The organism is Candidatus Endomicrobiellum cubanum (assembly GCF_031278955.1).
Lineage (GTDB): Bacteria > Elusimicrobiota > Endomicrobiia > Endomicrobiales > Endomicrobiaceae > Endomicrobiellum > Endomicrobiellum cubanum.
The window spans coordinates 1-22,835 of the sequence record NZ_JAITJM010000063.1; the positions used below are offsets into that span (position 1 = coordinate 1).

22 protein-coding genes and 1 pseudogene are annotated in these 22,835 nt (G+C 31.8%); all 23 read right to left on the reverse strand.

The features are described from left to right. Positions 1-317 precede the first annotated feature (317 nt). The 23 genes and pseudogenes from LBD57_RS05955 to atpD all read right to left on the reverse strand — a co-directional run bounded on the left by LBD57_RS05955 (position 318) and on the right by atpD (position 22,834). Positions 318-758 carry a hypothetical protein gene (locus tag LBD57_RS05955; protein WP_373470421.1) on the reverse strand — a complete coding sequence of 147 codons (441 nt, stop codon included), beginning with the start codon at positions 756-758 and terminating at the stop codon, positions 318-320. A gap of 7 nt (positions 759-765) precedes the next feature. After that, complete coding sequence (locus LBD57_RS05960) at positions 766-912, reverse strand: hypothetical protein (protein WP_373470422.1); 147 nt, start codon at positions 910-912, stop codon at positions 766-768. Between the two features lie 377 nt (positions 913-1,289). Beyond that, positions 1,290-2,540: a saccharopine dehydrogenase family protein gene (locus LBD57_RS05965; protein ID WP_373470423.1), complete on the reverse strand. Its 1,251-nt coding sequence runs from the start codon at positions 2,538-2,540 to the stop codon at positions 1,290-1,292. 46 nt (positions 2,541-2,586) lie between these two features. Then, positions 2,587-3,690: a carboxynorspermidine decarboxylase gene (gene nspC / locus LBD57_RS05970; RefSeq protein WP_373470424.1), complete on the reverse strand. Its 1,104-nt coding sequence runs from the start codon at positions 3,688-3,690 to the stop codon at positions 2,587-2,589. 31 nt (positions 3,691-3,721) lie between these two features. Continuing rightward, positions 3,722-5,302 carry a CTP synthase gene (locus LBD57_RS05975; protein WP_373470425.1) on the reverse strand — a complete coding sequence of 527 codons (1,581 nt, stop codon included), beginning with the start codon at positions 5,300-5,302 and terminating at the stop codon, positions 3,722-3,724. Between the two features lie 157 nt (positions 5,303-5,459). Further along, the gene (gene purF, locus LBD57_RS05980; protein WP_373470426.1) at positions 5,460-6,845 is read right to left on the reverse strand and encodes an amidophosphoribosyltransferase; all 1,386 of its coding nucleotides are present in this window, start codon (positions 6,843-6,845) and stop codon (positions 5,460-5,462) included. A 37-nt stretch (positions 6,846-6,882) separates the two neighbouring features. After that, positions 6,883-10,197 carry a carbamoyl-phosphate synthase (glutamine-hydrolyzing) large subunit gene (gene carB / locus LBD57_RS05985; RefSeq protein WP_373470427.1) on the reverse strand — a complete coding sequence of 1,105 codons (3,315 nt, stop codon included), beginning with the start codon at positions 10,195-10,197 and terminating at the stop codon, positions 6,883-6,885. Between the two features lie 197 nt (positions 10,198-10,394). Then, positions 10,395-10,649, reverse strand: coding sequence for a hypothetical protein (locus LBD57_RS05990; RefSeq protein WP_373470428.1), 255 nt, complete (start codon positions 10,647-10,649; stop codon positions 10,395-10,397). Further along, positions 10,648-10,923 (reverse strand): annotated as a pseudogene (locus tag LBD57_RS05995) (amino acid permease); the annotation flags it as partial. The gene LBD57_RS05990 and the pseudogene LBD57_RS05995, both read right to left, overlap by 2 nt. Continuing rightward, a complete protein-coding gene (locus LBD57_RS06000; RefSeq protein ID WP_373470429.1) occupies positions 10,924-11,310 on the reverse strand; it encodes an amino acid permease in 387 nt (128 codons plus the stop codon). Then, complete coding sequence (locus tag LBD57_RS06005; RefSeq protein WP_373470430.1) at positions 11,285-11,494, reverse strand: hypothetical protein; 210 nt, start codon at positions 11,492-11,494, stop codon at positions 11,285-11,287. The genes LBD57_RS06000 and LBD57_RS06005 overlap by 26 nt, the downstream gene beginning before the upstream one ends. 24 nt (positions 11,495-11,518) lie before the next feature. Then, positions 11,519-12,676 carry a glutamine-hydrolyzing carbamoyl-phosphate synthase small subunit gene (carA, locus tag LBD57_RS06010; RefSeq protein WP_373470431.1) on the reverse strand — a complete coding sequence of 386 codons (1,158 nt, stop codon included), beginning with the start codon at positions 12,674-12,676 and terminating at the stop codon, positions 11,519-11,521. Between the two features lie 284 nt (positions 12,677-12,960). Beyond that, positions 12,961-13,812 (reverse strand): hypothetical protein, encoded by an 852-nt coding sequence (locus tag LBD57_RS06015; RefSeq protein ID WP_373470432.1) that lies wholly within the window; start codon positions 13,810-13,812, stop codon positions 12,961-12,963. Between the two features lie 14 nt (positions 13,813-13,826). After that, positions 13,827-14,846, reverse strand: a complete 1,020-nt coding sequence (locus LBD57_RS06020; RefSeq protein WP_373470433.1) for an aspartate-semialdehyde dehydrogenase — start codon at positions 14,844-14,846, stop codon at positions 13,827-13,829. 83 nt (positions 14,847-14,929) lie between these two features. Continuing rightward, positions 14,930-16,003, reverse strand: a complete 1,074-nt coding sequence (queA, locus tag LBD57_RS06025; protein ID WP_373470434.1) for a tRNA preQ1(34) S-adenosylmethionine ribosyltransferase-isomerase QueA — start codon at positions 16,001-16,003, stop codon at positions 14,930-14,932. A gap of 47 nt (positions 16,004-16,050) precedes the next feature. Then, positions 16,051-17,145, reverse strand: coding sequence for a SpoIID/LytB domain-containing protein (locus tag LBD57_RS06030; protein WP_373470435.1), 1,095 nt, complete (start codon positions 17,143-17,145; stop codon positions 16,051-16,053). A 44-nt stretch (positions 17,146-17,189) separates the two neighbouring features. Then, complete coding sequence (locus LBD57_RS06035) at positions 17,190-17,729, reverse strand: epoxyqueuosine reductase QueH (RefSeq protein ID WP_373470436.1); 540 nt, start codon at positions 17,727-17,729, stop codon at positions 17,190-17,192. A 3-nt stretch (positions 17,730-17,732) separates the two neighbouring features. Continuing rightward, positions 17,733-18,746: a Holliday junction branch migration DNA helicase RuvB gene (gene ruvB / locus LBD57_RS06040; RefSeq protein WP_373470454.1), complete on the reverse strand. Its 1,014-nt coding sequence runs from the start codon at positions 18,744-18,746 to the stop codon at positions 17,733-17,735. 226 nt (positions 18,747-18,972) lie between these two features. Then, complete coding sequence (ruvA, locus tag LBD57_RS06045; protein WP_373470437.1) at positions 18,973-19,587, reverse strand: Holliday junction branch migration protein RuvA; 615 nt, start codon at positions 19,585-19,587, stop codon at positions 18,973-18,975. Positions 19,588-19,593: 6 nt separating this feature from the next. Continuing rightward, complete coding sequence (ruvC, locus tag LBD57_RS06050) at positions 19,594-20,070, reverse strand: crossover junction endodeoxyribonuclease RuvC (protein WP_373470438.1); 477 nt, start codon at positions 20,068-20,070, stop codon at positions 19,594-19,596. 8 nt (positions 20,071-20,078) lie between these two features. Further along, positions 20,079-20,834 carry a YebC/PmpR family DNA-binding transcriptional regulator gene (locus LBD57_RS06055; protein ID WP_373470439.1) on the reverse strand — a complete coding sequence of 252 codons (756 nt, stop codon included), beginning with the start codon at positions 20,832-20,834 and terminating at the stop codon, positions 20,079-20,081. A 162-nt stretch (positions 20,835-20,996) separates the two neighbouring features. Beyond that, on the reverse strand, positions 20,997-21,413 hold the full coding sequence (gene atpC, locus LBD57_RS06060; protein ID WP_373470440.1) for an ATP synthase F1 subunit epsilon: 417 nt from the start codon (positions 21,411-21,413) through the stop codon (positions 20,997-20,999). Further along, positions 21,410-22,834, reverse strand: a complete 1,425-nt coding sequence (atpD, locus tag LBD57_RS06065) for a F0F1 ATP synthase subunit beta (protein WP_373470441.1) — start codon at positions 22,832-22,834, stop codon at positions 21,410-21,412. The genes atpC and atpD overlap by 4 nt, the downstream gene beginning before the upstream one ends. Position 22,835 lies beyond the last annotated feature (1 nt).

Consider the following 22,835-nt stretch of genomic DNA (forward strand, 5'->3'; position numbering starts at 1 on the left):
AAAATATGAAAAAGTTAGATACCCGGATGATTACAATCCCCCAAGAGAAGAAGAAGCAAGAGAGTATTACAAGTTCGCATTAGAAGTAAAATCAAAAATAGAACAAGAATTGAAGTAACGAACTTGCTATTTTTCCCTAAAAAACCAAAATTTAATAACTAAATTATTTTTAGAAAAATTAAGCGTAGGAGTAGGTATGATTAATATCGGCATATACCACTGCGATGCGGTGCGTATTAATTTTACGCCCGAAAATATTGGCGCGTTTGGGTTAAACCTCTATCGGCAGTGTCCCCGAAAAAAAAGTTTGCTCTCATCTAATCTGAGTTGGTACAAACAGGTACGATATATAGCTTCTCATACAAATATGCCTTTCCCCAACAGAAGAAAAGCTCGATGCCGACCCCTTTTAAAAAGATTTGCATTTTAACCGCTTTTATCAGCGAGGATATACTATTCAAATCATATAAAGTCCTACTCGAGCCCGATATGCCTTGAGCGTACGGGTACCCGACCGCGACATTGCATTCGTTGTTTGTTGTCGAACCTGTTTTACCTTCTTCTAAATTATTGTTTCTAGTGTAGGTAATCATACTGTTTGGTATGTACTCTACAGTTAACCTTAAATCAACAATAACTTCTGTTGGCAAAAAATACCCAAAACAATTATACGTATAATTACCGATATTTACTGGCAACCTTTCTGGCCCGTCGTAATAAAACCCAAAATCAAAAGTATTTGCGATTAAATTAATCAAGTAACTTTTAAAATGTAGAAATATTAGCTATTGCTACATTAAACCCATCGTTATAATTATCAAAGTCAGTTTTAGTTTTAAAAGCATCAATTATTCCAGACAACGTGTTTCTTGGCAATCCAGAATTATATTTAATGTCCGAAAGTTCTGACAATAAAATATTAGCAATAGCGTTAACATTATTATTAATCTTAATTATTTCATTTATTATAGGCGCATAACATACTGTTACCTGACTTGAGCATTAGGGTTAGCCCGAAAGAAAAAGCAATAATATAAAAGTATTTAATACATATTCTGTTTTAGAGGACAACTTCATATTTAGAAAAAACAAAAAACAGATGTTTTTATATAAAACTAACTCTTTGGGTTCCCCCGAACCTTCCTTTTTTATGAGTGATTCCCCCTTTTTTTCCTTAAAACGGTCAAGTCAGGTTCTAATAGGATATTTAAGGGAGCTAAAATAGGCAATAAAAAATACCCTGACTTTACTGTTTTCCAGCTAGGGTGTTAAAATTTAACGCGAAAATTTTATCTTGAGGTTTTTGAATTTTTTTTGGAATAGCTAACTTTTATAGTTTCAGTTGGGAGACCTATATCTTTAAGTAGATTAATAAAAGGATCTGGGTTTAATTCTTCAACGTTCACCATAGTTTTAGTATCCCAATCCCCTTTTACAATCAACATTGCAGTAGCAACTGCAGGTACACCAGCTGTATAGCTTATAGCTTGAGATTCAACTTCTTCATAACAGGCTTTGTGATTGCAAACATTATAAATAAAAAATTCTTTTTTCCTGCCATCTTTTGTGCCAATTATTAAATCTCCTATACAAGTATTGCCAACATAATTAGGAGCTAGTGTTTTCGGATCGGGAAGGCAGGCTTTTACAATTTTTAAAGGTACAACTTCTAGTCCTTCAGCAGTTTTTACTGGTTTTTCTGACAAAAGGCCCAAATTCTTAAGGACATTAAAAACATTTAAATAATGATCTCCAAAGCCCATCCAAAATCTTATTGAATTTGCATCAATATTTTTAGAAAGTGAATGCAATTCATCATGGCCAGTCAAATAAATAGTTTGTGGGCCAACTACAGGAAAGTCAAAAACTTTCTTTTCAGAATGTACAGGTTTACATACCCATTTTTTACCTATCCAGGTCCAAACTTTCATAAATTCTCTAAAATTTATTTCTGGATCAAAATTAGTAGCAAAATATTTGCCATGACTACCAGCATTTACATCCATAATATCTATTGTATCTATAACGTCAAAAAAGTGCTTTTTTGCATATGCTACATATGCATTTACCACTCCAGGATCAAAACCAGCGCCTAAAATAGCTGTAATACCTTTGTCCTTACAGCGATCTTTTCTTTTCCACTCATAATTAGCGTACCAAGGTGGATTTTCACACACTTTATTTGGCTCTTCATGAATTGCAGTATCTATATACGCACAACCTGTTTCTATACAAGCTTCTAAAATAGACATATTACAAAAAGCTGAGGCTAAATTTATGGTAATAGAAATATTAAGTTCTTTTATTAACTTTATCATTTCTGGAACATCTAAAGCATCGATTTGTTTAATTTGTATTTTTTTTGAAGAGATTTTATAATTATTTTTACGTTCTATACTTTCTAAGACTTGCTTACAACTGTCTATTGAACGAGAACCTATAAAAATATTTCCAAATAAGTCATTGTTTTGAGCTAATTTGTGAGCAGCAACATGAGCAACTCCCCCTGCTCCAACAAGAAGTACATTTCTTTTTCTCATTTCTTATAGATTTCCCCCATTCCGTATTAATAATTTTAACAACTTATCACGATAAACTTTTTATATAGTCATTATATAAAAACTTCCTAACAATTTCTACTTTTCCATTTAATCTCTTAACTACAATAGAAGGCATTTTTAATCCATTAAACCAATTTTTTTTTACCATTGTGTAACCTGCAGCATCAGCAAAACGTACAGTAGATCCTATCTTAAGCTTACTTGCAAGTTTATATGTTCCAAAGATATCCCCTGCAAGGCAAGATCTACCTGCGATTATGTATTCATTTTTACCGGCTTTTGCACTAATCTTTGCCTGTATTCTATATATGAGCAAATCTAACATATGTGGTTCAATAGAGGAGTCGACTATAGCTATGTCTTTTTCATTTTTCACAATATCTAAAACTGTTGTAACAAGTTCACAACTATTTGTAATAGAAGCTTCCCCTGGCTCTAAGTATATTTGAAGATTATATTTCTCGCTAAAACTTTTAAGTTTTCTACAAAATTTGTCTATAGGATATTCCTCTTTAGTAAAATATATCCCTCCACCTAAACTAATCCACTCAACTTTCTTTAAAATTAGCTCATATTTTAATGCTAGTCTATCAAGCATATCACTAAAATTTTTAAAATTGTCATTTTCGCAATTATAATGAAACATAATGCCGCTAATTTTGTCTAAAACTGACATAATTTCTTTGTCGCTATTTGACCCAAGTCGTGAATATTTTCTTGCAGGATCTGCCAAATCAAAATGAGAATAACTAAAGCCAGGATTTATTCTAAGGCCAACTTTTAAATGCCTTACTTCATTATAAAACATTTTAAGTTGAGAAACAGAATTAAAAATAACTTTATCAGAAATGTTTTTTAATTGTTTTATATCATCTTTACTATATGCAACACTAAAAGTATGAGTCTCTTTGCCAAAATACTCGTGCCCAAGCTTTGCCTCGTATAGAGAACTACTAGTTGTCCCATCCATATACTTATTCATTAAATCAAAAACCGACCAAGTAGAAAAACATTTTAATGCCAAAACAGATTTTGTTCCACTTTGATTTTTTACATAATCTATTTTTTTTAGATTTTTTAATAATTTTGATTCATCAATTAAATAGTAAGGGGTTTCAATTTTTACCATATAAAAATTCTTATTGCTCATGCAAAATATATTATTTATTTTTTAAAGCAGCACTGATAAATCCTTTAAAAATAGGATGAGCCTTCATTGGTCTAGAACCAAATTCTGGATGAAATTGCACCCCTATAAAAAATGAATGTTCTTTAATTTCTACTATTTCGGGTAAAACTTTTTTATGGTATGCGCTTACTGTCATTCCTGATTTTTCTAATGTTTCAACAAACTCAGGATTTAACTCATACCTATGCCTGTGTCTTTCTTCAATTTCAGTTGCCTTGTACAAACTATGAGCTAAAGTATTTTTCTTGATTTCGGCTTTATAATTGCCTAATCGCATAGTACCACCCCTGTACTTAACATTTTTTTGCTCATCAAGAATCTTTATTACAGGGTATTTTGTTGTCTCATCAAATTCTGTTGAATTTGCATCATTTAGTTTTGCCAAATTTCTTGCTGCTTCTATAACACTGCATTGCATTCCAAGGCATATACCAAAGAATGGTATTTTATTTTCCCTGGCATAAGTTATAGCTTTAATTTTACCTTCTATTCCTCTATTTCCAAAACCTCCAGGAACTAAAATACCGTCATAACTTTTAAGCTTACTAATTAAATTTTTGTCTTCTGCTCCAAGATAATGCACTTCTGCTTTAGCTTTTAACTCTGAAGCTGCAATATTTAAAGATTCATCTATGGATTTATAAGCATCTTTCAGATCTGCATATTTCCCTACAACGGCAATTTTGACTATTTTATTATTTTCACCTAAAGATTTTATTTTTGCAAACCAAGCCTTATCAAACTTTGATTTCGGCTTTATGTTAAGTTTTTCTATTACTACAACATCTACTTTTTGATTGTATAAAGCTTCTGGAATATAATATATAGATGCAGCATCCATAGCTTCTACAACACAATCTTGTCTTACATTACAAAAAAGAGAAATTTTCTTCTTTAAAGACTCATCTAACGGATATTCTGTTCTACAAATAATTATATCTGGAGAAATACCTATCTCTCTAAGTTTGTTAACAGAGTGTTGTGTAGGCTTTGTTTTTAATTCATGCGCTCCTGCAATGTAAGGCACAAGCGTTACATGTATACTAAGGATATCTTCTGCCTTATTTTCTAGTTTAAATTGTCTTGCTGCTTCCATGAAAGGAAGTCCTTCAATATCTCCAACTGTACCACCTATTTCTATTATGGATATGTCACACTCGTCTTTTAATGCTGCAAAACGTCTTTTAATTTCATCTGTAATGTGAGGGATAACTTGAACAGTAGCGCCATCATAGTCACCCCTTCTTTCTTTTGTTATTACAGTTTTATAAATATCACCAGCTGTATTTGTATTAGCCTTGCTAGTGTAAACATCTAGAAATCTTTCATAAGTACCCAAATCCAAATCAGATTCTGCGCCATCTGTGGTTACAAATACTTCACCATGTTGATATGGATTCATAGTACCCGGATCAACATTAATATAAGGATCAAACTTTATCATGTTAACTTTAAATCCGTGTAGTTGAAGAAGCTTACCTATACTTGCTCCAGAAATTCCTTTGCCTAAAGAACTTACAACCCCACCGGTAATAAAAATATACTTTGTCATTTTAACAGCCTTCCTTATATTTATTCTGAGTATGTAAAAAACTATTAACCCATATAGTTACTGTGCCTTTTAGAGACTACTGTATTAAAAAATTTGTGCTTTTACACGATAAATCTCACATTTTTTTTCCTTGCATTGTCAAAAAATTTATAGCAATTTACACATTAAGTTTTTTAGCAAGTCCCATTCTTTGAAATTTTGTAATATATTTTCCTGTAAAGCACGATTTACAAAATAGATTATCTTTTTTCCCTTCGTAAGAACAAGCTTTAACAAGATTTTCTAAACTTAAAAAAGTTAAACTCTCTACTCCTAAATATTTTCTTATTTCTTCTACAGAGTTATTTGCTGCAATCAAATACTCTTTATTAGGTGTATCTATACCGTAGTAACAAGGTCCTATAATTGGAGGACAAGATATTGCAAAATGAATCTTTTTTACATCGCAATTTTTTAAAAGATTTATAAGCTCTCTTGAAGTTGTCCCCCTAACTATAGAATCGTCTATCAGAATTATCTCTTTTCCTGCTACAAGTTCTTTTATAGGACGTAGTTTAAGCTTAGTGGTTAAATCTCTTAAACTTTGTGATGGTTTTATAAATGAACGTCCAACATAATGATTTTTAATAAAACCATTTTCAAAAGGGATATTAGATGCTCTTGCAAACCCCAAAGCGGCAAAATAGCCTGAGTCTGGCACTGGCATAACAATATCTGCTTTTATATCCCTCATTTGTCGAGCAAGAAATTGGCCCATTTTAACTCTTGCAGCTTCAACAGTTTTTCCAAACATTATACTGTCAGGCCTTGAAAAATATACTTGTTCAAATATGCAAGTATTTTGCTTTTTGGGTTGTTTATATAAAAACGATTTTTTTATTTGCCCGTTTTCTATAACTACAACTTCACCGGGTTTTACATCTCTAACATATGTGCCCCCTATAACTTCAACAGCTGCACTTTCAGAAGCTATTATATAAGAACTATCTACTTTTCCAAGCACTAAAGGTCTAAAACCATACTCATCTCTTGCTCCAACAATAGTTTTATCTTTAAGTATTACTAAAGAAAACGCCCCTTCTAATTTACATAATGAAGTTGCAACTATATTTGCTAAACTCCCCTTAGACATAGCAATAAGATGCAATAATATTTCTGTATCTGATGTGTGGTTAAAAATCGCACCTTTTTTTAAAAGCTCTTGCTTGAGTTTTGGAAAGTTTGTTATATTACCATTATGAGCTACTGCGATATTTCCGTGAATACAACTCATTTGAAAAGGTTGAGCATTAATTAAAGAACTTTTTGCGGAAGTTGTATACCTAACATGTCCTATAGCAGCTGTTCCTGGAAGCTTGTTTAGTAAAATATCTTCATTAAAAAATTCAGAAACAAGCCCCATAGCAGTAAAAGTTTTCATTTTTCCTTTACCACTAATTGTAATCCCTGCAGATTCTTCCCCTCTATGTTGCAATGTAACCAAGCCAAGGGAAGCTAAAATGGACGCATTTTCATTATTTTCAATACCAATTATACCGCACATAAATCTAATCCTTTTACAAACTATGACAGCTCCATGCTTATAACGTGATACAATTTTCTATATTTTGTAATTCTCCATAAGAATCATAAGCTCTCAAGTACGCTATCACTTTTTCTAAATTTGTAAGTATAGAGCATCCACACCTAACTGCTGTCTTTCTTATTTCAGAATTATGGTTAAGTTCGTCTACACTTAAATTTTTATTAATATTTATAATAAAATCAACTTTACCATCTATTATAACGTCTATAGCTCTTGGACTTCTGTTCCAATGTACAACGTTTACTTTATAACCTCTATCTTCAAGATACTTTGCAGTTCCTTTTGTGGCATAAATAGAAACACCTAATTTATATAAATTATCCACTACTTCCATAAACTTAACTTTATCTTTTTCTCTTCCCGTACTTAAAAGAACACCTTTTTGAGGTTTCTTTATTTGAGTTGCTTCCATTGAAAGAATCATTGCATGATTAAATTTTTCTCCCAAACAGCCAACTTCACCGGTAGATGTCATTTCCACACCAATAACTGGATCTGCACCGTCTAACCTCTGAAAACTAAAGATCGAAGCTTTAACTCCAATATGAGCAAGTTCACTTTCATCTAGTAAAATTTTTTTAACTTTTTCATTGTTCATCACTTTACATGAAAGTTCCGATAAGTTAATACCAGAAACTTTTGAAATAAATGGAAAAGATCTTGAAGCTCTTGCATTACATTCAATAACTTTAACATCATTATCTTTAGCTATAAACTGTATATTGAAAGGTCCATTTAAATTGAGACCTTTTACTATCTTTCTAACTATATCTTTTATGACATTTACAGTATGCGTGTATATTTTTTGAGCAGGAAATACTATTGTAGCATCCCCACTATGCACCCCTGCATTTTCTATATGTTCACTAACAAGCGAAAGTATCACTTCTCCATTTTTAGCAACACCATCGCATTCTATTTCTTTGGCATCAAGAATAAATTTAGAAATCACTACAGGATAATCTCTAGATATATCTTTTGTAAGAGATAAATAATAATTTAAACTAGCTTTATCATTTGCAACATTCATTAATGTGCCTGATAAAACAAAACTTGGACGTATCAATACAGGGAACCCAACCTTTTCTATAAACTTTTCTATCTCGGCAATAGAAATAGCAGACGTCCATTTTGGTTGATCAATACCAAGTTTATCAAGCATTGCAGAAAATTTTTCTCTATCTTCTGCTCCGTCAACGCTTTTAGGACTATGTCCTAAAATATTTACTTTTGCTTGACTTAAAGGCACAATTAAATTATTAGGATTTTGACCACCCATACACGCTATTACACCTTTAGGTTTTTCAATATCTATAATATCTAAAACTCTTTCATAAGAAAGCTCTTCAAAATAAAGCCTGTCAGAAGCGCTGTAATCTGTAGAAACCGTTTCTGGATTACAATTTATAATAACACTGTCATATTTTTTATTTTTAAAGTAACTGCTCGTCATCACAGAACACCAGTCAAATTCCAAACTACTGCCTATACGATAGCTGCCACTTCCTAAAGTTATAATGCTTTTAGAATTTTTTTTAGGAGAAACATCGCTGTATATACCGTCATAAGTAAGATATAAATAGTTAGATTTTGTAGGATACTCTGAAGAAGTCGTGTCTATTTGTTTCACAATAGGCACTATAGTCAACTTCTTTCTTAACTTTCTTATTCCAAAAGATAAAGTTCTTACTTGCTTTATACTCAGTTTTATTTCAGGATTTAAACAAGCCTTTAAAAATATTTTTGTAAGTTGAAAATCAGAAAAACCTCTTGATTTAAGGCGATGCAAATGTTCTTTTGATAATCGATTAAATGCATTATAAATATCTTTAACAGTAAAAGCATCTTGTTTGGTAACATTTTCTTTAAAAAAATCTAATAACCCTTTTTCGACTTTTGATAAGTACAAAATATGAGATAAAAACCAATAATCTATATTGGTTTTTTCATAAATATGTTCTAATGTCTTACCTCTTTTAAAAGACTCGTATATAGCAAAAATTCTCAAGTTTGTAGGAAATATAAGTTCCTTTTCTAGCTCATCATCTGTAGTATCAACAAACACGTTTGATGTTATTCCATTGTCATTTTCGTTTACCATTCTTAAAGCTTTTTGCATAACTTCACAGAAGTTTCTGCCTATAGCCATAACTTCTCCTACAGACTTCATTTGAGTACCAAGATTTTTTGACACACCAGTAAATTTGCTCAAGTCCCAACGAGGAACCTTTAAAGTAACGTAATCCAAAGAAGGTTCATAAAACGCTGAAGTTGTGTCAGTAACAGGATTCTTAAGTTCAAGCAAATCAAAACCTATAACTATTTTTGCAGCTATATAGGCAATCGGATAGCCCGTTGCCTTACTTGCTAAAGCGCTAGAGCGAGAGAGTCTAGCATTAATTTCTATAACGTAAAAACCATAATCTTGAGGGTTTAAAGCATATTGAACATTACATTCCCCAACAATATCTACACTTTGTGCAATTTTAAGTGCAGTATCCCTTAGCATATTGTTTTCTGTGTTATTTATTGTTTGACAGGGAGCTATAACTATAGAATCGCCAGTATGTATACCCATAGGATCGAAATTTTCCATATTACATATAGTTATGGTGTTTCCGGTTTTATCGCGCATCACTTCATACTCTATTTCTTTCCAACCGTGTAATGATCTTTCAATCAAAACTTGAGGTGCCATCATCAATGCTGATTGTGTAAGCTTCTTTAACTCTATCTCATTTTTTGCAAGTCCTGATCCAAGTCCTCCAAGTGCAAATGCAGATCTAGTTATAACAGGGTACCCTATTTTTTGTGCTGTTTCTAAAGCTTCTGTAACTGTAGACACAGCGTGACTTTTTGCAATTGGAACACCTATAGATTTCATTTTTTGAGCAAAAAGATCTCTGTCTTCTGAAAGTTCAAGTGCATCTACTTGAGTTCCTAAAACTTTAACATTATATTTTTTTAGTACTCCACTTTTTGCCAAAGCTATAACACAGTTTAAAGATGTCTGCCCACCAAAACTTGATATAATAGCAGCAGGCTCTTCTATTTTAATAATCTTTTCAACCCAAAAAGGCGTTATGGGATATAAGTATACTTTTTTATTTGGACCTTTATTTGTCTGTACTGAAGCAATATTAGGATTAATAATTATAACTTCTAGACCTTCTTCTTCTAAAGCTTTTACAGCTTGAGAGCCAGAGTAATCAAATTCTCCAGCTTGTCCTATAGACAAAGCACCAGAACCTAATAAAATTACTTTTTGCTTTTTCCCGTTTTTTGGCAACAAAAAATCTAAAATTGGCATAACTTTCCTCTTAAACTTTATATACACTGACACAATTGCGTTAAAAAACTTAATGCATTCTATACCTAGTAGAGCTTTATTTTATCTATTATTTATGATTATGCTGTTTTATTTCTTAAAAATATTTTATAAACAATATAGAGTATAGCTAAACATACTAATCCCATAAACTATAGAGTTGCGTCTACTGCTATCTGCTATAAACTAACACTTGACATAGCTAAAATAATGAAAATTAAAATATTTGAATACGGATAAAAAGGCATCGGGTACTTTAAATTGGCAATTTCTTCTTTGCTCAGAAAATGTCTATGTTTCATTTGAACTACAACTATAACACTCCAAGTAAAAATAGCTAAAGTTATAGTGATATTTGCAAGAAACAAGAATGCCTTTTCTGGTATAAAAAAATTCACAATTACACCTATCGATACAAATGCAGAAGAAATCAAAATAGCATTTAATAGGGACTTTTGATAAAGAAGTCTTAGTCAAAAAAGTTGGAGTATCTTTCCTTAAAGCAAGATTGTAAAGCACTCTACCATTACTAAAAATACCACTATTACATGCTGACGTAGCTACCAAAATAACTACAAAATTTAGTATTGAAGAATTTTTTATCCCACACCCTAAAAATGTTGTAACAAAAGCACTTTCTTGGAAACCATTGCCTTTACCAAGGTAAAATGCATAAAATAACAAAAATGGGCAATATGTATTCAACACCTATAAAAGCAAACACAGATTTGAAAATCTAAATAAATCATTACCACTAATTCTTGAAAAAAGAATTACAATACCTGCAACAATAATAGACACTAAAGCAAAAACTTTTACTAATGCAAGCCAAAATCCAAGCTTTCCAAACAACTTAACATTTAACAAATTTATACATGTTATAAACCCTAAAGTCAAAAATGCAGGTATCCATTGTGGTAAAAAAGGCCACCAAAAGTTGCAATATATACCTATCTGTACCATACAACTTAGTGACCATAAAAACCAATACGACCAACCTACTACAAAACCTACACAAGGACTTATAAACTTATGCGCATATACACTAAACGAACCAGAAATAGGCTCTTCAACAGCGATTTCCCCCCAAAGCACGCATAATTAAATAAATTACAATGCTACTTAAAATATAAGATAACAGTATAGATGGGCCAGCAGAGGCAATCGAGTTTCCTACAGCAAAAAAAATACCAACACCTATAGAGCCACCAATTGCTATTAGGTGTATATGCCGTTCACTTAAATCTCTTTTTAAATGTTCTTGATTACTATCTTGCATAAAATGTAGTACTTTAATTTAAAATTACCTCTTTTCTTCTACAAACTTTACAAACTTATCCATTATCCAAGATGTGTCATTTGGTCCACTTGACGCTTCAGGATGAAACTGAACCGATATAAAAGGTTTTGTTTTATGTCTTAATCCTTCTACGGAGTCATCGTTTGCATTTTCAAACCACAATTGCCAATTTGGCTGTATTGAACTTTTTTCCACAGCATATCTGTGATTTTGGCTAGACATATAAGCTTTTCTTTCTGGAAGCGAAAAAACAGGCTGATTGTGGCTTCTATGCCCATGATTTAATCTTTTAGTTTTTGCACCAGAAGCTAAAGCCAAAAGTTGGTGTCCTAAACATATACCCAAGATAGGTTTATTTGACCCTAGAACATCTTTTCTTATTCTATCAACCAAATCTTTAGTATTTTTAGGATCGCCAGGACCATTACTTATCACCCAACCATCACATTCTATTTTGGAAAAATCTGTATCCCAAGGTAAAACTTTAACATTACACCCTCTTTCCATCAGCATCCGCATAATGTTCCACTTAGCACCACAGTCGACAACAGAAATAGTTTTCCCACCTTTTCCCATATACAATATTTCTTTTGTTGACACAGATGGCATTAGGTTATATTTTGACGGGTCGACATATTCATCGTCTTTAAAATTTTTTAGAAATTCAAATTTTTCTTTACTTTGAGCTTTGGCACCTTCAGGGACAATTTTACCCCATAGATTTCCGCTTTTCCTAATCATTTGCACTAAATATCTGGTATCTATTCCTGCAATACCAGGGACATCTTGTCCTTTCATCCAATCTTGTATATTAATATCACCATCATGATGATGACAACCGTCGTAAATATCTGAAACTATAATACCTTGCGTTTTTATTGAAGCACTTTCATGGCCTTTTGACATAAACAAGTTATCATCTTTGGGGAATGGTATTCCGTAATTGCCAATAAGACAAAAACTAAAAACAAGAATTTGCCCTAAATATGAAGGATCTGTCATAGATTCGCTATAGCCAAGCATGCCTGTATTAAAAACCATTTCCCCGCTGGTTATTACATTAGCTCCAATGGCTCTTCCTATGAGTGTAACACCATTTGAAAGTTCTAGATAAGCCTTTTTATAACTTTTACCAAAAATGTCATCAGCAGCCTTTACCATTGTATAATCCTTTATAACAGAAACAAGTATATAATAAAACCACTAACATAACATATCCTAAAAACTTGTTAATTTTACCAAATTATAGACAATCTTGACAACCGCTAAACTTTCTATGGATTTGGTAAAATTGTTTATATGAGAGGTTTTAGACAGACTTATCTTCTTGGTTTGATAAAAATCAATATTTCTTAGCAGCCTATTTGCTACTGAGTATACGCTTTTTGACATATTCCCATATGCTTATACTTTATAAATATATGGGGAAATTATGAATATAAATTTTAGATTTTAAATTTAAGTCCGGTTTTTAATCCAATTGAGTGATCAACATTTGTTAAACGAGCATGTTCAAGAGGACCATGATATTTACCTACATCTGTTAATACGGAGGTGTACTGAACGTAATCGTAATAAACGCTTAAAATTATGGCACACTTTTTGCTAAATTCAAATTCATTTCCCAATTCTGCGCCTAAATATAAACCACCTTCTCTTTTATATTCCCAAAGACTGCTATTAGTATAATATTTAGCTACACCTAACAAATCATCTTTAAGGATAAAATTGTAACCGACGTTGCCTTTTAAATATATGCCAGAAAGACTGCCAGATTCAATAGGGTTTGTTTGGATTGCCAAATATAATGGCAGCATGTAAAGCTCTCTATATGCCTTACTAAGTAATTCATCAGAGCCTGGATCGACACCTATAATATAAACTCCTCCTCCTTCAAACGGATCTCCATTAGGAGTAGGTTCTTCCAAGATCCCATACATTGCACGTATTGATCTTTGTATAAGTTTTGTTCCAACACCAAATTTAATATTTTTAAGTTTTTTATTAATAAAATTAAGATTGTGCATATACTCAAAACCAAAAGAACAAATATATCTCTGTTTCCAAAAATCATCTGTTAAACTTGTATCTGACAAATTTTTTAGACTAGTTAGTCCATCTGGTTGATATCCTGATGGAAAATTTTTTTCATCAAGTAGAGTAGCTCTGGAAAGAAGATTTGCCCCAAGGTTAATATTGATTTCACCAAAATCAGATGCACTTGTAATATAAGGCACAAATAAAACAATTAGAAGTAACTTATAAACAACTACAAAAAATTTGTTAATCAACGCCATATTTAACCTCTTTTTTATAGAAAACCTTTTTTAACTAAGGTTTCTGCAATTTGCACTGCATTTAAAGCAGAACCTTTTAAAAGATTATCTGAAACTATCCAAAATGTTAATGCATTATTTTTTGTTGAAATATCAGTACGAATTCTACCTACATATGTAGTTTGCATATTTTCTGCACATAATGGCATAGGATATTTTTTATTTTCTGGATCATCTAAAAGTTGTATTCCCTCTGCTTGGGATAACAGTTCTTTTGCTTTTTGTGGGGAAAGTAGTTCTTCTGTTTCTATCCATACGCTTTCTGAATGCGATCTAAATACAGGGACTCTAATGCATGTTGCACTTACTTCTATAGAATTGTCATTCATAATTTTTTTAGTTTCACTTGTCATTTTCATTTCTTCTTTTGTGTAACCATTTTCTGTAAAAATATCTATTTGAGGTATTAAATTAAATGCTATTTGATACTGAAATTTGTTTGGTTGTGGTAAAATTTCTCCTTTTGCCCAAGCTTTTACTTGATCTGTAAGCTCATTTATACCTTTTTGTCCAGCACCAGATACAGATTGATAAGTAGAAACAATTACTCTTTTAATTTTTGCAAAGTTATGTAAGGGCTTTAGCGCTACCACCATTTGAATTGTAGAACAATTAGGGTTTGCTATTATTTTTTTATTTTTATTTAAATCGTTAGGATTAACTTCAGGTACTACTAAAGGTACATTCTTGTCCATTCTCCAAGCACTTGAATTGTCTATAACAAAACAACCATCAGCTGCAAAAAAAGGAGCAACTTTTTTAGAAATTTCTGAACCTGCGCTAAACAAAGCAACATCAATGCCTTTTCCACTATCTTTTGTAAGTAACTCAACTGCAATTTCTTTATTATTAAATGTTAAATTTTTGCCAATAGAACGCTCAGACGCTAAGAATTTTATATTCTCTATAGGAAATTTTCTGCACTCAAGCATCCTTATCATCTCTAAACCTACAGCTCCTGTTGCACCAACTATCGCCACTTTATACTTTTTCATTCTAACTTACCCCATTCCAAATTTATCCTTTACAATTAAATACATTTTCATCAAAATATATTATTATATATTATTTTGAATACTTACAAAATGAGCATTGAATCTCCATAAGAGAAAAAACGATACTTTTTATTAATAGCTTCATTGTAGGCTTTTAACATAAGAGTTCTAGAGGAGAATGCGCTAGCCATCACAAGAGGCGTAGACTTTGGCAAATGTAGATTTGTTATTAGAGTATTTACTACCTTAAATGTGTAACCTGGATATATAAAAATTGAAGTTTCCCCAGAAAAATCTTTTATAAAAATCTTTCCATCCTCTGTAAAACTAGCAGAATTTGCTATTGATTCTATTGCTCTTGTCGAAGTAGTGCCTACTGCAACTACTTTTTTATTGTTTTTGATAGAATCATTTATAATCTTAGCGTTTTCTTTATTTAAAACAAACTTTTCAGGAAGCATACTATGTTCATTTAAATTGTTTGATGTTATAGGTTTAAAAGTACCCCAACCTACATGTAATGTTAGTTTTGCTATGCTTACCCCTTTATTTTTTAGAGAATTTAAAATTTCGTCCGTAAAATGTAAGCCTGCCGTTGGCGCAGCGATTGCTCCAAGATTTTTAGCATATACTGTTTGATACCTTTTTCTGTCAATATCTGACATTGTAATAGCTAAACCATTTCTTCTATCTATATAAGGAGGTAACGGCATAACACCATATTCTTGTAAAAAAGCTAGAATTGCGGGTTTGTTAAACTTAACTAAACTTTTGCCATTTTCTCCTTTAGAAAGTAGTTCGCACTCGTATCCGTTCTCAAAATAAACCTTTTTACCAATACCTATAAACGGTTTAATTAAAACATTATATTCTTTTCCATTCTGGCACGGATCAAGGAAAAGCAATTCAACTTTTCCTCCGCTGACTTTTTTACCAAATATTCTAGACGGCACTACTTTAGTTTCATTAAGAATTATGCAATCCCCGTTTTTAAAATATTCAACTATACTTGAAAACTTTTTATGAAAGAATTTTTCAGTTGTTCTATCTACGACAAAAAGTTTAGAATCTTGTCTCTTTGCAGTTGGAGTTTGCGCAATCAGATTGTTAGGTATAGCATAATCATAATTTGATAATTCTAAATCGTTATTTATCATTTTTTTATTTCCAATAATTTACAGTATTTATCTAAAACCTGCAGGTTTTAGATAAATTTTATAGTTTCAATTTTTGTTTTAGGGTAAAAATACAGGAGTATTTTTTTATATGTTTTACCCTTTTGAGCCATTCCTTTTGTACCTTCTTGGCAAAGGCCAACTTTATGCCCCCAACCTTTACCTTTAAAGTAAATTTTATCGTTTTTTACCTTTATAGACTCAAACGTGTGACTTTTTATTTTCCAAGGATCAACTAAAATTCTAAACTGGTAAGCATTTAAATTTATACTGCCTTTCGAATGCACAATCTCTACTTCTTTAGCTGCTTTTGCCGAAGTTTTACCTTTAATATTTATTTTTTTGATTTTACCTATTTTATTGTTTTGTGAAAGTTTTTCGTTTATGAAATGTTCATCTAAAACCTGTTCCCATGTTATGTAGGGAGCGTTATTGCAATAACCACATTTCCTACCTTTTAAGTAATGAGGTATATCTTGCCAATTCCAAACATATTCTGGAGAATCCGTATGTCCACCGCATGTCGCATGAAAAACTGCTTGTATAACCTTATCTTTGTACGTTAAAACTTCTCTATTTGTTTCGTTAACAGCTTGGTTTGTTAAATGTGTATGATGGCTAAGTCCTCCATATACTTGACAATGTGTTGTAGAACAAAGATCAAAACCTTGATCTTTGTGTTTGTTAAAATTTGCTATTGTATAAGTTCTACTTATTACAGCTTGACTTTTTAAAGCTTCTATTGGCCATGAAGCACCAACTTCTCTAGGCAAAACACCTTTTAAGTATTCTTCTATTGCTAAAACATTTATGACAGTCATTTTATTTTTTAATTTTTTGATACATAAATACCCATTGTAAGCTTGAGAATTAACAAAAATAATATTATTTGACGGGAATATTGTAATAGGAGCATGCAAACTATAACTGTTTACTTTTATGCCTTCCTGTGTACAACTTAAGGTTATTGTACCTTTTGAAAATTTTAGTTTTTTACCAGTAGAGTCCAAAATGGTAAAATTTTGCGAACCTCCTACCACTGTAGAAGAAACATCTACAAGTATGCCAATATTTACGTTTTTATTTACATAATCTAATGCATATAAACTTTTACACAGCAACATAGATATAAATAATATTATTAGCACATGCCGCATATTTTTTAGAGTCATTTTTTTTCAAATCGCTCCATATAAGATTTATTGCATGCACAATACTTTTGCATATAATAACCTTTTTGCTTCAGAGTATTTTTCCCCTCGTAAAAAAACTCTCTAAAATCTGCATAAAGAAATTTTAACGAATATTTTAATGATAAGTCTTTAGAAATTTGTTTAATTAAACCATGTCTTTGATAAGGACTAGACAAAAGAGATGTGGTGAAGAAATCAAAATTATTCAATTTTGCAAATAAAACTGTTTTTTCTAAACGTAAAGAATAACACAAATTGCAAGTTTCTAAACTTTGTTCTATCCAATTTTTATAGTCGTAAACAAAATTTTGTTCTTCATAAAAAGCAATATTGAGTTCTTTCGCATACTTTATAACAGAATCTTTCCTTTTCTTATATTCATCAAAATTCCAAATGTTTGGATTGTACCAATAAAAAGAAACATTATAATTATTGTAGAGTACTTTCATGCTTGAGGCAGAACATGGTGCACAACAAATATGTAGTAAAACTTTAGATTTTAAAGAATCATTCATAAACTAAATCAATTCTTTCTGCAAATTTTTTGGAGACTCCACGCCAATATGCTTACATCCAGCTTCTGTTACAATTCTACCTCTTGGCGTCCTAGCGAGAAATCCAGACTGTATGAGGTATGGTTCATAAACATCTGTGATAGTATCAGGTTCTTCAGATACTGCTACAGCTATAGTGTCCACCCCAACAGGACCACCACCAAATTTATTAACCAGAGTGTTAAGAATAAGCCTGTCCATTCTATCAAGACCAGCATTATCTACAGCTAAAGCATGCAATGCTTCTTTGGCTATATCTTTAGTTATTTTACCGCCCCGTATTTGAGCAAAATCGCGTACTCTTTTTAAGAGCCTGTTTACAATTCTTGGAGTACCTCTAGATCGCCTTGCTATCTCTTCGCTTGCATCTTGGTCTACTTCAACATTCATTATGGATGCAGAACGATTTACTATCAGCATTAAATCTTTTATATTGTAAAATTCAAGATGCTCTATTATGCCAAATCTGTCTCTTAATGGACTAGATAAAAGACCTGCTCTTGTAGTTGCACCTATTAATGTAAAACGCGGTATAGGAAGTTTTATAGTTTTTGCTGAAGGACCTTGACCTATAATAATGTCAAGCTCAAAATCTTCCATTGCAGGGTATAAAGATTCTTCTACTAAATGGTTCATTCTGTGAATTTCATCTATAAAAAAAACATCACCTTCAGAAAGATTAGTAAGAATTGCAGCTAGATCACCTACCCTTTCTAAAACTGGACCAGAAGTCATTCTTAAATTACTACCCATTTCTTTTGCAATAATATGTGAAAGAGTTGTTTTTCCAAGACCTGGAGGAGCATAAAATAGACAATGATCCAATGCTTCTTTTCTATTTTTAGCAGCTTCTATAAAAACTTTAAGATTGTTTTTTAGCTTATCTTGTCCTATAAAGTCAGAAAGACTTTGCGGTCTTAAAGAGCTTTCTGTTTTATCTTCTTGTTCAACTTTAGAAGGTTCAATAATTCTTTCCAATTCTTCCATTAAAAGTCCTATTATCTAATATTTAATAAGTCTTATTATACAAAAGTTCTTTGAGCTGTACAAATTTAAATAAGTTTTTTATTTATTTTATGGAAAGATGATAAGTTTATTTAAGTTAGAGAAAAAAAATTATAAATTTTTAGTGCTTATATTTTTTAACATTCCATATCAATACCAATGAATTTGTTAATTAAAGTAGAGTAACCTAAGATGATTATTATAAATTTTGCAAAGATTTCCTAATTAATTCTTCTACGCTAATCCCTTTTTCTGGCACATATAGCTTATTTACTACACAACGCGCTTGCGATTCCTTGTATCCCAGCGCTACAAGGCCATCTATAGCTTCTAAAATAATTGAATTTTCACTTGCGTCCACGTTTGACCACTTTTGTTCCCCTACAACACATATATCTTGTATTTTATCTTTCAAAGCAGAAATAAGTTTTTCAGAAGTTTTTTTAGTAAACCCAAATATACTTTGTAACATAACAGTGTCTTTCTTTAATATTGCAGTTTTAAAATCTATAAAAGATTTAGAAATTTTATCTATGTACTCCATAGCCTTTTTAGCTCCAGTACCTGGTACTTCTTCTTTAACCAATACATACATATTTCTATCTTCTCTAGATAGAAAACCATATAGATATATAACTCCACCATACATACCAGATACAGCTTCTATAATATACAATTTTACTTGCTCTCCAATTTCAGGAAGCTTAGAAAAAGTATTAATGGATATAGATACAGCATATCCTATACCATTAACATCAATTGTAATATTATTAGTCGTTTTAGATTCTAAAGTACCTATTAAATAATCTATCATACATTTTTACCATCTCATTGTGTTTATATGACATATAGCCATAGCAAGCGCGTCTGCTGTATCGTCAGGTTTTGGAATTTCTTTTAGTTTTAGAAAGGTTTTTACCATATGTTGCATTTGATGTTTGTCTGCAGAACCATATCCAGTTAATGCCATCTTAACACTTCTAGGATTATATTCAAACAATGGAATTTTATTCATAGAAATAGTTAACAATATAGCGCCTCTGGATTGTCCTACCGCTGCAACGCTTCTAGCCGCTTTTAAAAAAAATATTTCTTCTATAGCAACTACATCAGGCTTGTATATATCTATAAGACTCTGTAATTTATCATGCACTAGTTGAAGCCTTTCTATAAGAAGTGATGGAGGAGCAGTTTTTATACAACCATACTTTAAAGCTTTCATTTTGTCTCTAGATACAGCTTCTACAACTCCCCAACCCGTAAGCGACAATCCAGGATCTATTCCAAGTATTACCATTTTATTATTTATACTTCTATTTTTTCCATTTCTTCATTAGAAATATCAAAATTTGCGTAAACATTTTTAACATCATCATGCTCCTCTAAAGCATCCATAAGTTTTAACATACATTTGGCATCATCTCCAGCAAGGGCTATTTGAGTTTGTGGAATCATTGTAATCTCGTTAGAGGAAATTTTTATATTTTTATTTTTTAAAGCATTTTTTACAGCATCTAAGTCCGTTGGCAAAGTAATAATTTCAAACACATCACTTCCATCTTCACTCTTAAAATCTTCTGCACCTGCTTCTAAAGCCAAATTCATTAAGAACTCTTCATCTACGCCAGATTTGGTTACAGTTATATAACCTTTCCTATCAAACATCCATCCTACACAGCCTGTCTCTCCAAGATTCCCCTTATGACTAGAAAACATTTTACGTATATCAGAAGCAGTCCTATTTTTGTTGTCTGTTGTTACCTCTACAGTCAAAGCTACACCATTAGGGCCATATCCTTCATAAACCATTTCTTCATAAATAGCACCAGGTATTTCGCCATTACCTCTTTGTATAGCTTTTTTTATATTATCTTGAGGCATATTTGCTTCTTTGGCATCTTCTATAGCTTTTCTTAAACGAGCGTTATTTTCAATTTGAGGGCCACCCTCTTTAGTAGAAACAACAATTTCTCTAATAATTTTTGTAAAGATTTTACCTTTCTTAGCATCGGTTGCTGCTTTTTTATGTTTAATACTAGCCCATTTATTATGACCTGACATAATATCTCCTTAATTAAACTTTTGCTATAAGATCTGTTAAGACCCTTAATTCATACCCTTACTGCACCATTTTGGGCTCTAGTACATTAAAAATTTATGCTTATTACACGATAAACTCTACAAATTCATTCTAAATTATACACATTAAGATTTTTACAGACTTTATATTTTTTTACGTTTTATACCAAGTCCAGACTTAAGTTCAACTACAGATTTTTTAAGTTCTGATTCTATAATAGACATATCAACAAACTCTTTTCTTTTTTCTTTCATTGTTTTAGCAAGATTTATAGCATCTTCTATTTTTTGTTTGTTAGTTTCGTCAGATTGCGTTGCAAACTCAGCAATAACATTTACGTGATTATTTTCAATTTCTATAAAACCGCTAGCTACAGAGAATTTTTTTGTACCATCACTATTATTAATAATAATTTCACCGTTAATAAGCTTTGTAACAAGATTTATATGTCCTGGTAAAACAGTTATAATTCCACTTGCTGTAGGAAATGTTGCAGAAGATAAAAGACCTTTAAATAAAGTCCCCTGAGGTGATAAAATTTCTATTTCAAATTTATTCATAAGTTAATTTCCTGATTTTTTGCTTTAGCTATTGCTTCTTCTATAGAGCCTACCATATAAAAAGCTTGCTCTAGTATAGAGTCATACTTACCATCTATAATTTCTTTAAAACCTTTTATAGTATCTTCAGCTTTAACATATCTACCTTCAAGACCAGTAAAAGTTTCAGCTACAAACATAGGCTGGGTCAAAAATCTTTGTACTTTTCGTGCTCTTGAAACTGTAATTTTATCTTCGTCAGAAAGTTCATCCATGCCTAAAATTGCAATAATATCTTGCAAATCTTTATATTTTTGCAAAATTTTTTTTACAGACATTGCGACTTCATAATGCTCTTTCCCAACTGTATTAGGATCTAAAAGTCTTGACGATGATGTCAATGGATTCACAGCTGGATATAAGCCTTGTTCCATGATAGATCTATCAAGCGTTAACGTAGCATCTAAATGAGAAAAGATTGCTACAGGAGCAGGATCTGTATAGTCGTCAGCAGGCACATAAACTGCTTGCACTGATGTTACTGAACCTTTCTTAGTTGATGTAATCCTTTCCTGCAAATCACCCATATCTTTTGCCAGATTTGGCTGATATCCAACAGCTGAAGGCATTCTGCCAAGAAGTGCAGAAACTTCACTTCCTGCCTGAGCAAATCTAAAAATATTGTCAATAAACAACAATACATCTTCACCTTTCTCATCACGAAAATATTCAGACATTGTAAGAGCTGTCAATGCTACTCTCATTCTATTTCCTGGAGGCTCATTCATTTGACCAAAAACTAACACAGTTTTGTCCATAACTTTAGATTCTTCCATTTCCATCCAAAGGTCTGTTCCTTCTCTAGTTCTTTCACCTACACCTGCAAAAACAGAGTGACCATTATGGACAGCCGCTATATTTCTTATAAGTTCTTTTACTATAACAGTTTTTCCAACACCTGCACCACCAAAAATACCAATCTTTCCGCCTTTTGTAAAAGGGGAAACTAAATCTATAACTTTAATGCCCGTTTCAAGCATCTCTGGAGTTGTTTTCTGATCTATAAAAGCAGGAGCAGACTTATGTATAGGGTCTCTCCTAACTGAGCTGTCAATTTCACCTAAAGAATCTACAGGTTCACCTAAGACATTAAATATCCTACCTAAAGTTTTTTCTCCAACTGGCACTTTAATAGGAGCAAAAGTTCTTGACGCTTTCATTCCTCTTTTCATACTATCGGTTGAGCCCATAGCAATCGTTCTTACTTCAGAATTTTCCATTTCAAACATAGTTTCAAGTGTTAGACTACTGCCATCTGGCATTTTCATAACTAATGCTTCGTAAACCTCAGGGACATTCCCTTCAAATCTAAAGTCTACAATAGCTCCTTGAACTCTTATAACAATACCTTGAGCATTCTCACTCATTTGTTTATTTTCCATT

Excerpts from the sequence above, each read along its gene's own strand:
- LBD57_RS05965 (WP_373470423.1), bottom strand. The coding sequence starts at position 2,540 with ATGAGAAAAAGAAATGTACTTCTTGTTGGAGCAGGGGGAGTTGCTCAT.
- nspC (WP_373470424.1), bottom strand. The coding sequence starts at position 3,690 with ATGGTAAAAATTGAAACCCCTTACTATTTAATTGATGAATCAAAATTA.
- LBD57_RS05975 (WP_373470425.1), bottom strand. The coding sequence starts at position 5,302 with ATGACAAAGTATATTTTTATTACCGGTGGGGTTGTAAGTTCTTTAGGC.
- purF (WP_373470426.1), bottom strand. The coding sequence starts at position 6,845 with ATGTGCGGTATAATTGGTATTGAAAATAATGAAAATGCGTCCATTTTA.
- carB (WP_373470427.1), bottom strand. The coding sequence starts at position 10,197 with ATGCCAATTTTAGATTTTTTGTTGCCAAAAAACGGGAAAAAGCAAAAA.
- LBD57_RS06005 (WP_373470430.1), bottom strand. The coding sequence starts at position 11,494 with ATGCAAGATAGTAATCAAGAACATTTAAAAAGAGATTTAAGTGAACGG.
- carA (WP_373470431.1), bottom strand. The coding sequence starts at position 12,676 with ATGGTAAAGGCTGCTGATGACATTTTTGGTAAAAGTTATAAAAAGGCT.
- LBD57_RS06015 (WP_373470432.1), bottom strand. The coding sequence starts at position 13,812 with ATGGCGTTGATTAACAAATTTTTTGTAGTTGTTTATAAGTTACTTCTA.
- LBD57_RS06020 (WP_373470433.1), bottom strand. The coding sequence starts at position 14,846 with ATGAAAAAGTATAAAGTGGCGATAGTTGGTGCAACAGGAGCTGTAGGT.
- queA (WP_373470434.1), bottom strand. The coding sequence starts at position 16,003 with ATGATAAATAACGATTTAGAATTATCAAATTATGATTATGCTATACCT.
- LBD57_RS06030 (WP_373470435.1), bottom strand. The coding sequence starts at position 17,145 with ATGTTGCTGTGTAAAAGTTTATATGCATTAGATTATGTAAATAAAAAC.
- LBD57_RS06035 (WP_373470436.1), bottom strand. The coding sequence starts at position 17,729 with ATGAATGATTCTTTAAAATCTAAAGTTTTACTACATATTTGTTGTGCA.
- ruvA (WP_373470437.1), bottom strand. The coding sequence starts at position 19,587 with ATGATAGATTATTTAATAGGTACTTTAGAATCTAAAACGACTAATAAT.
- ruvC (WP_373470438.1), bottom strand. The coding sequence starts at position 20,070 with ATGGTAATACTTGGAATAGATCCTGGATTGTCGCTTACGGGTTGGGGA.
- LBD57_RS06055 (WP_373470439.1), bottom strand. The coding sequence starts at position 20,834 with ATGTCAGGTCATAATAAATGGGCTAGTATTAAACATAAAAAAGCAGCA.
- atpC (WP_373470440.1), bottom strand. The coding sequence starts at position 21,413 with ATGAATAAATTTGAAATAGAAATTTTATCACCTCAGGGGACTTTATTT.
- atpD (WP_373470441.1), bottom strand. The coding sequence starts at position 22,834 with ATGGAAAATAAACAAATGAGTGAGAATGCTCAAGGTATTGTTATAAGA.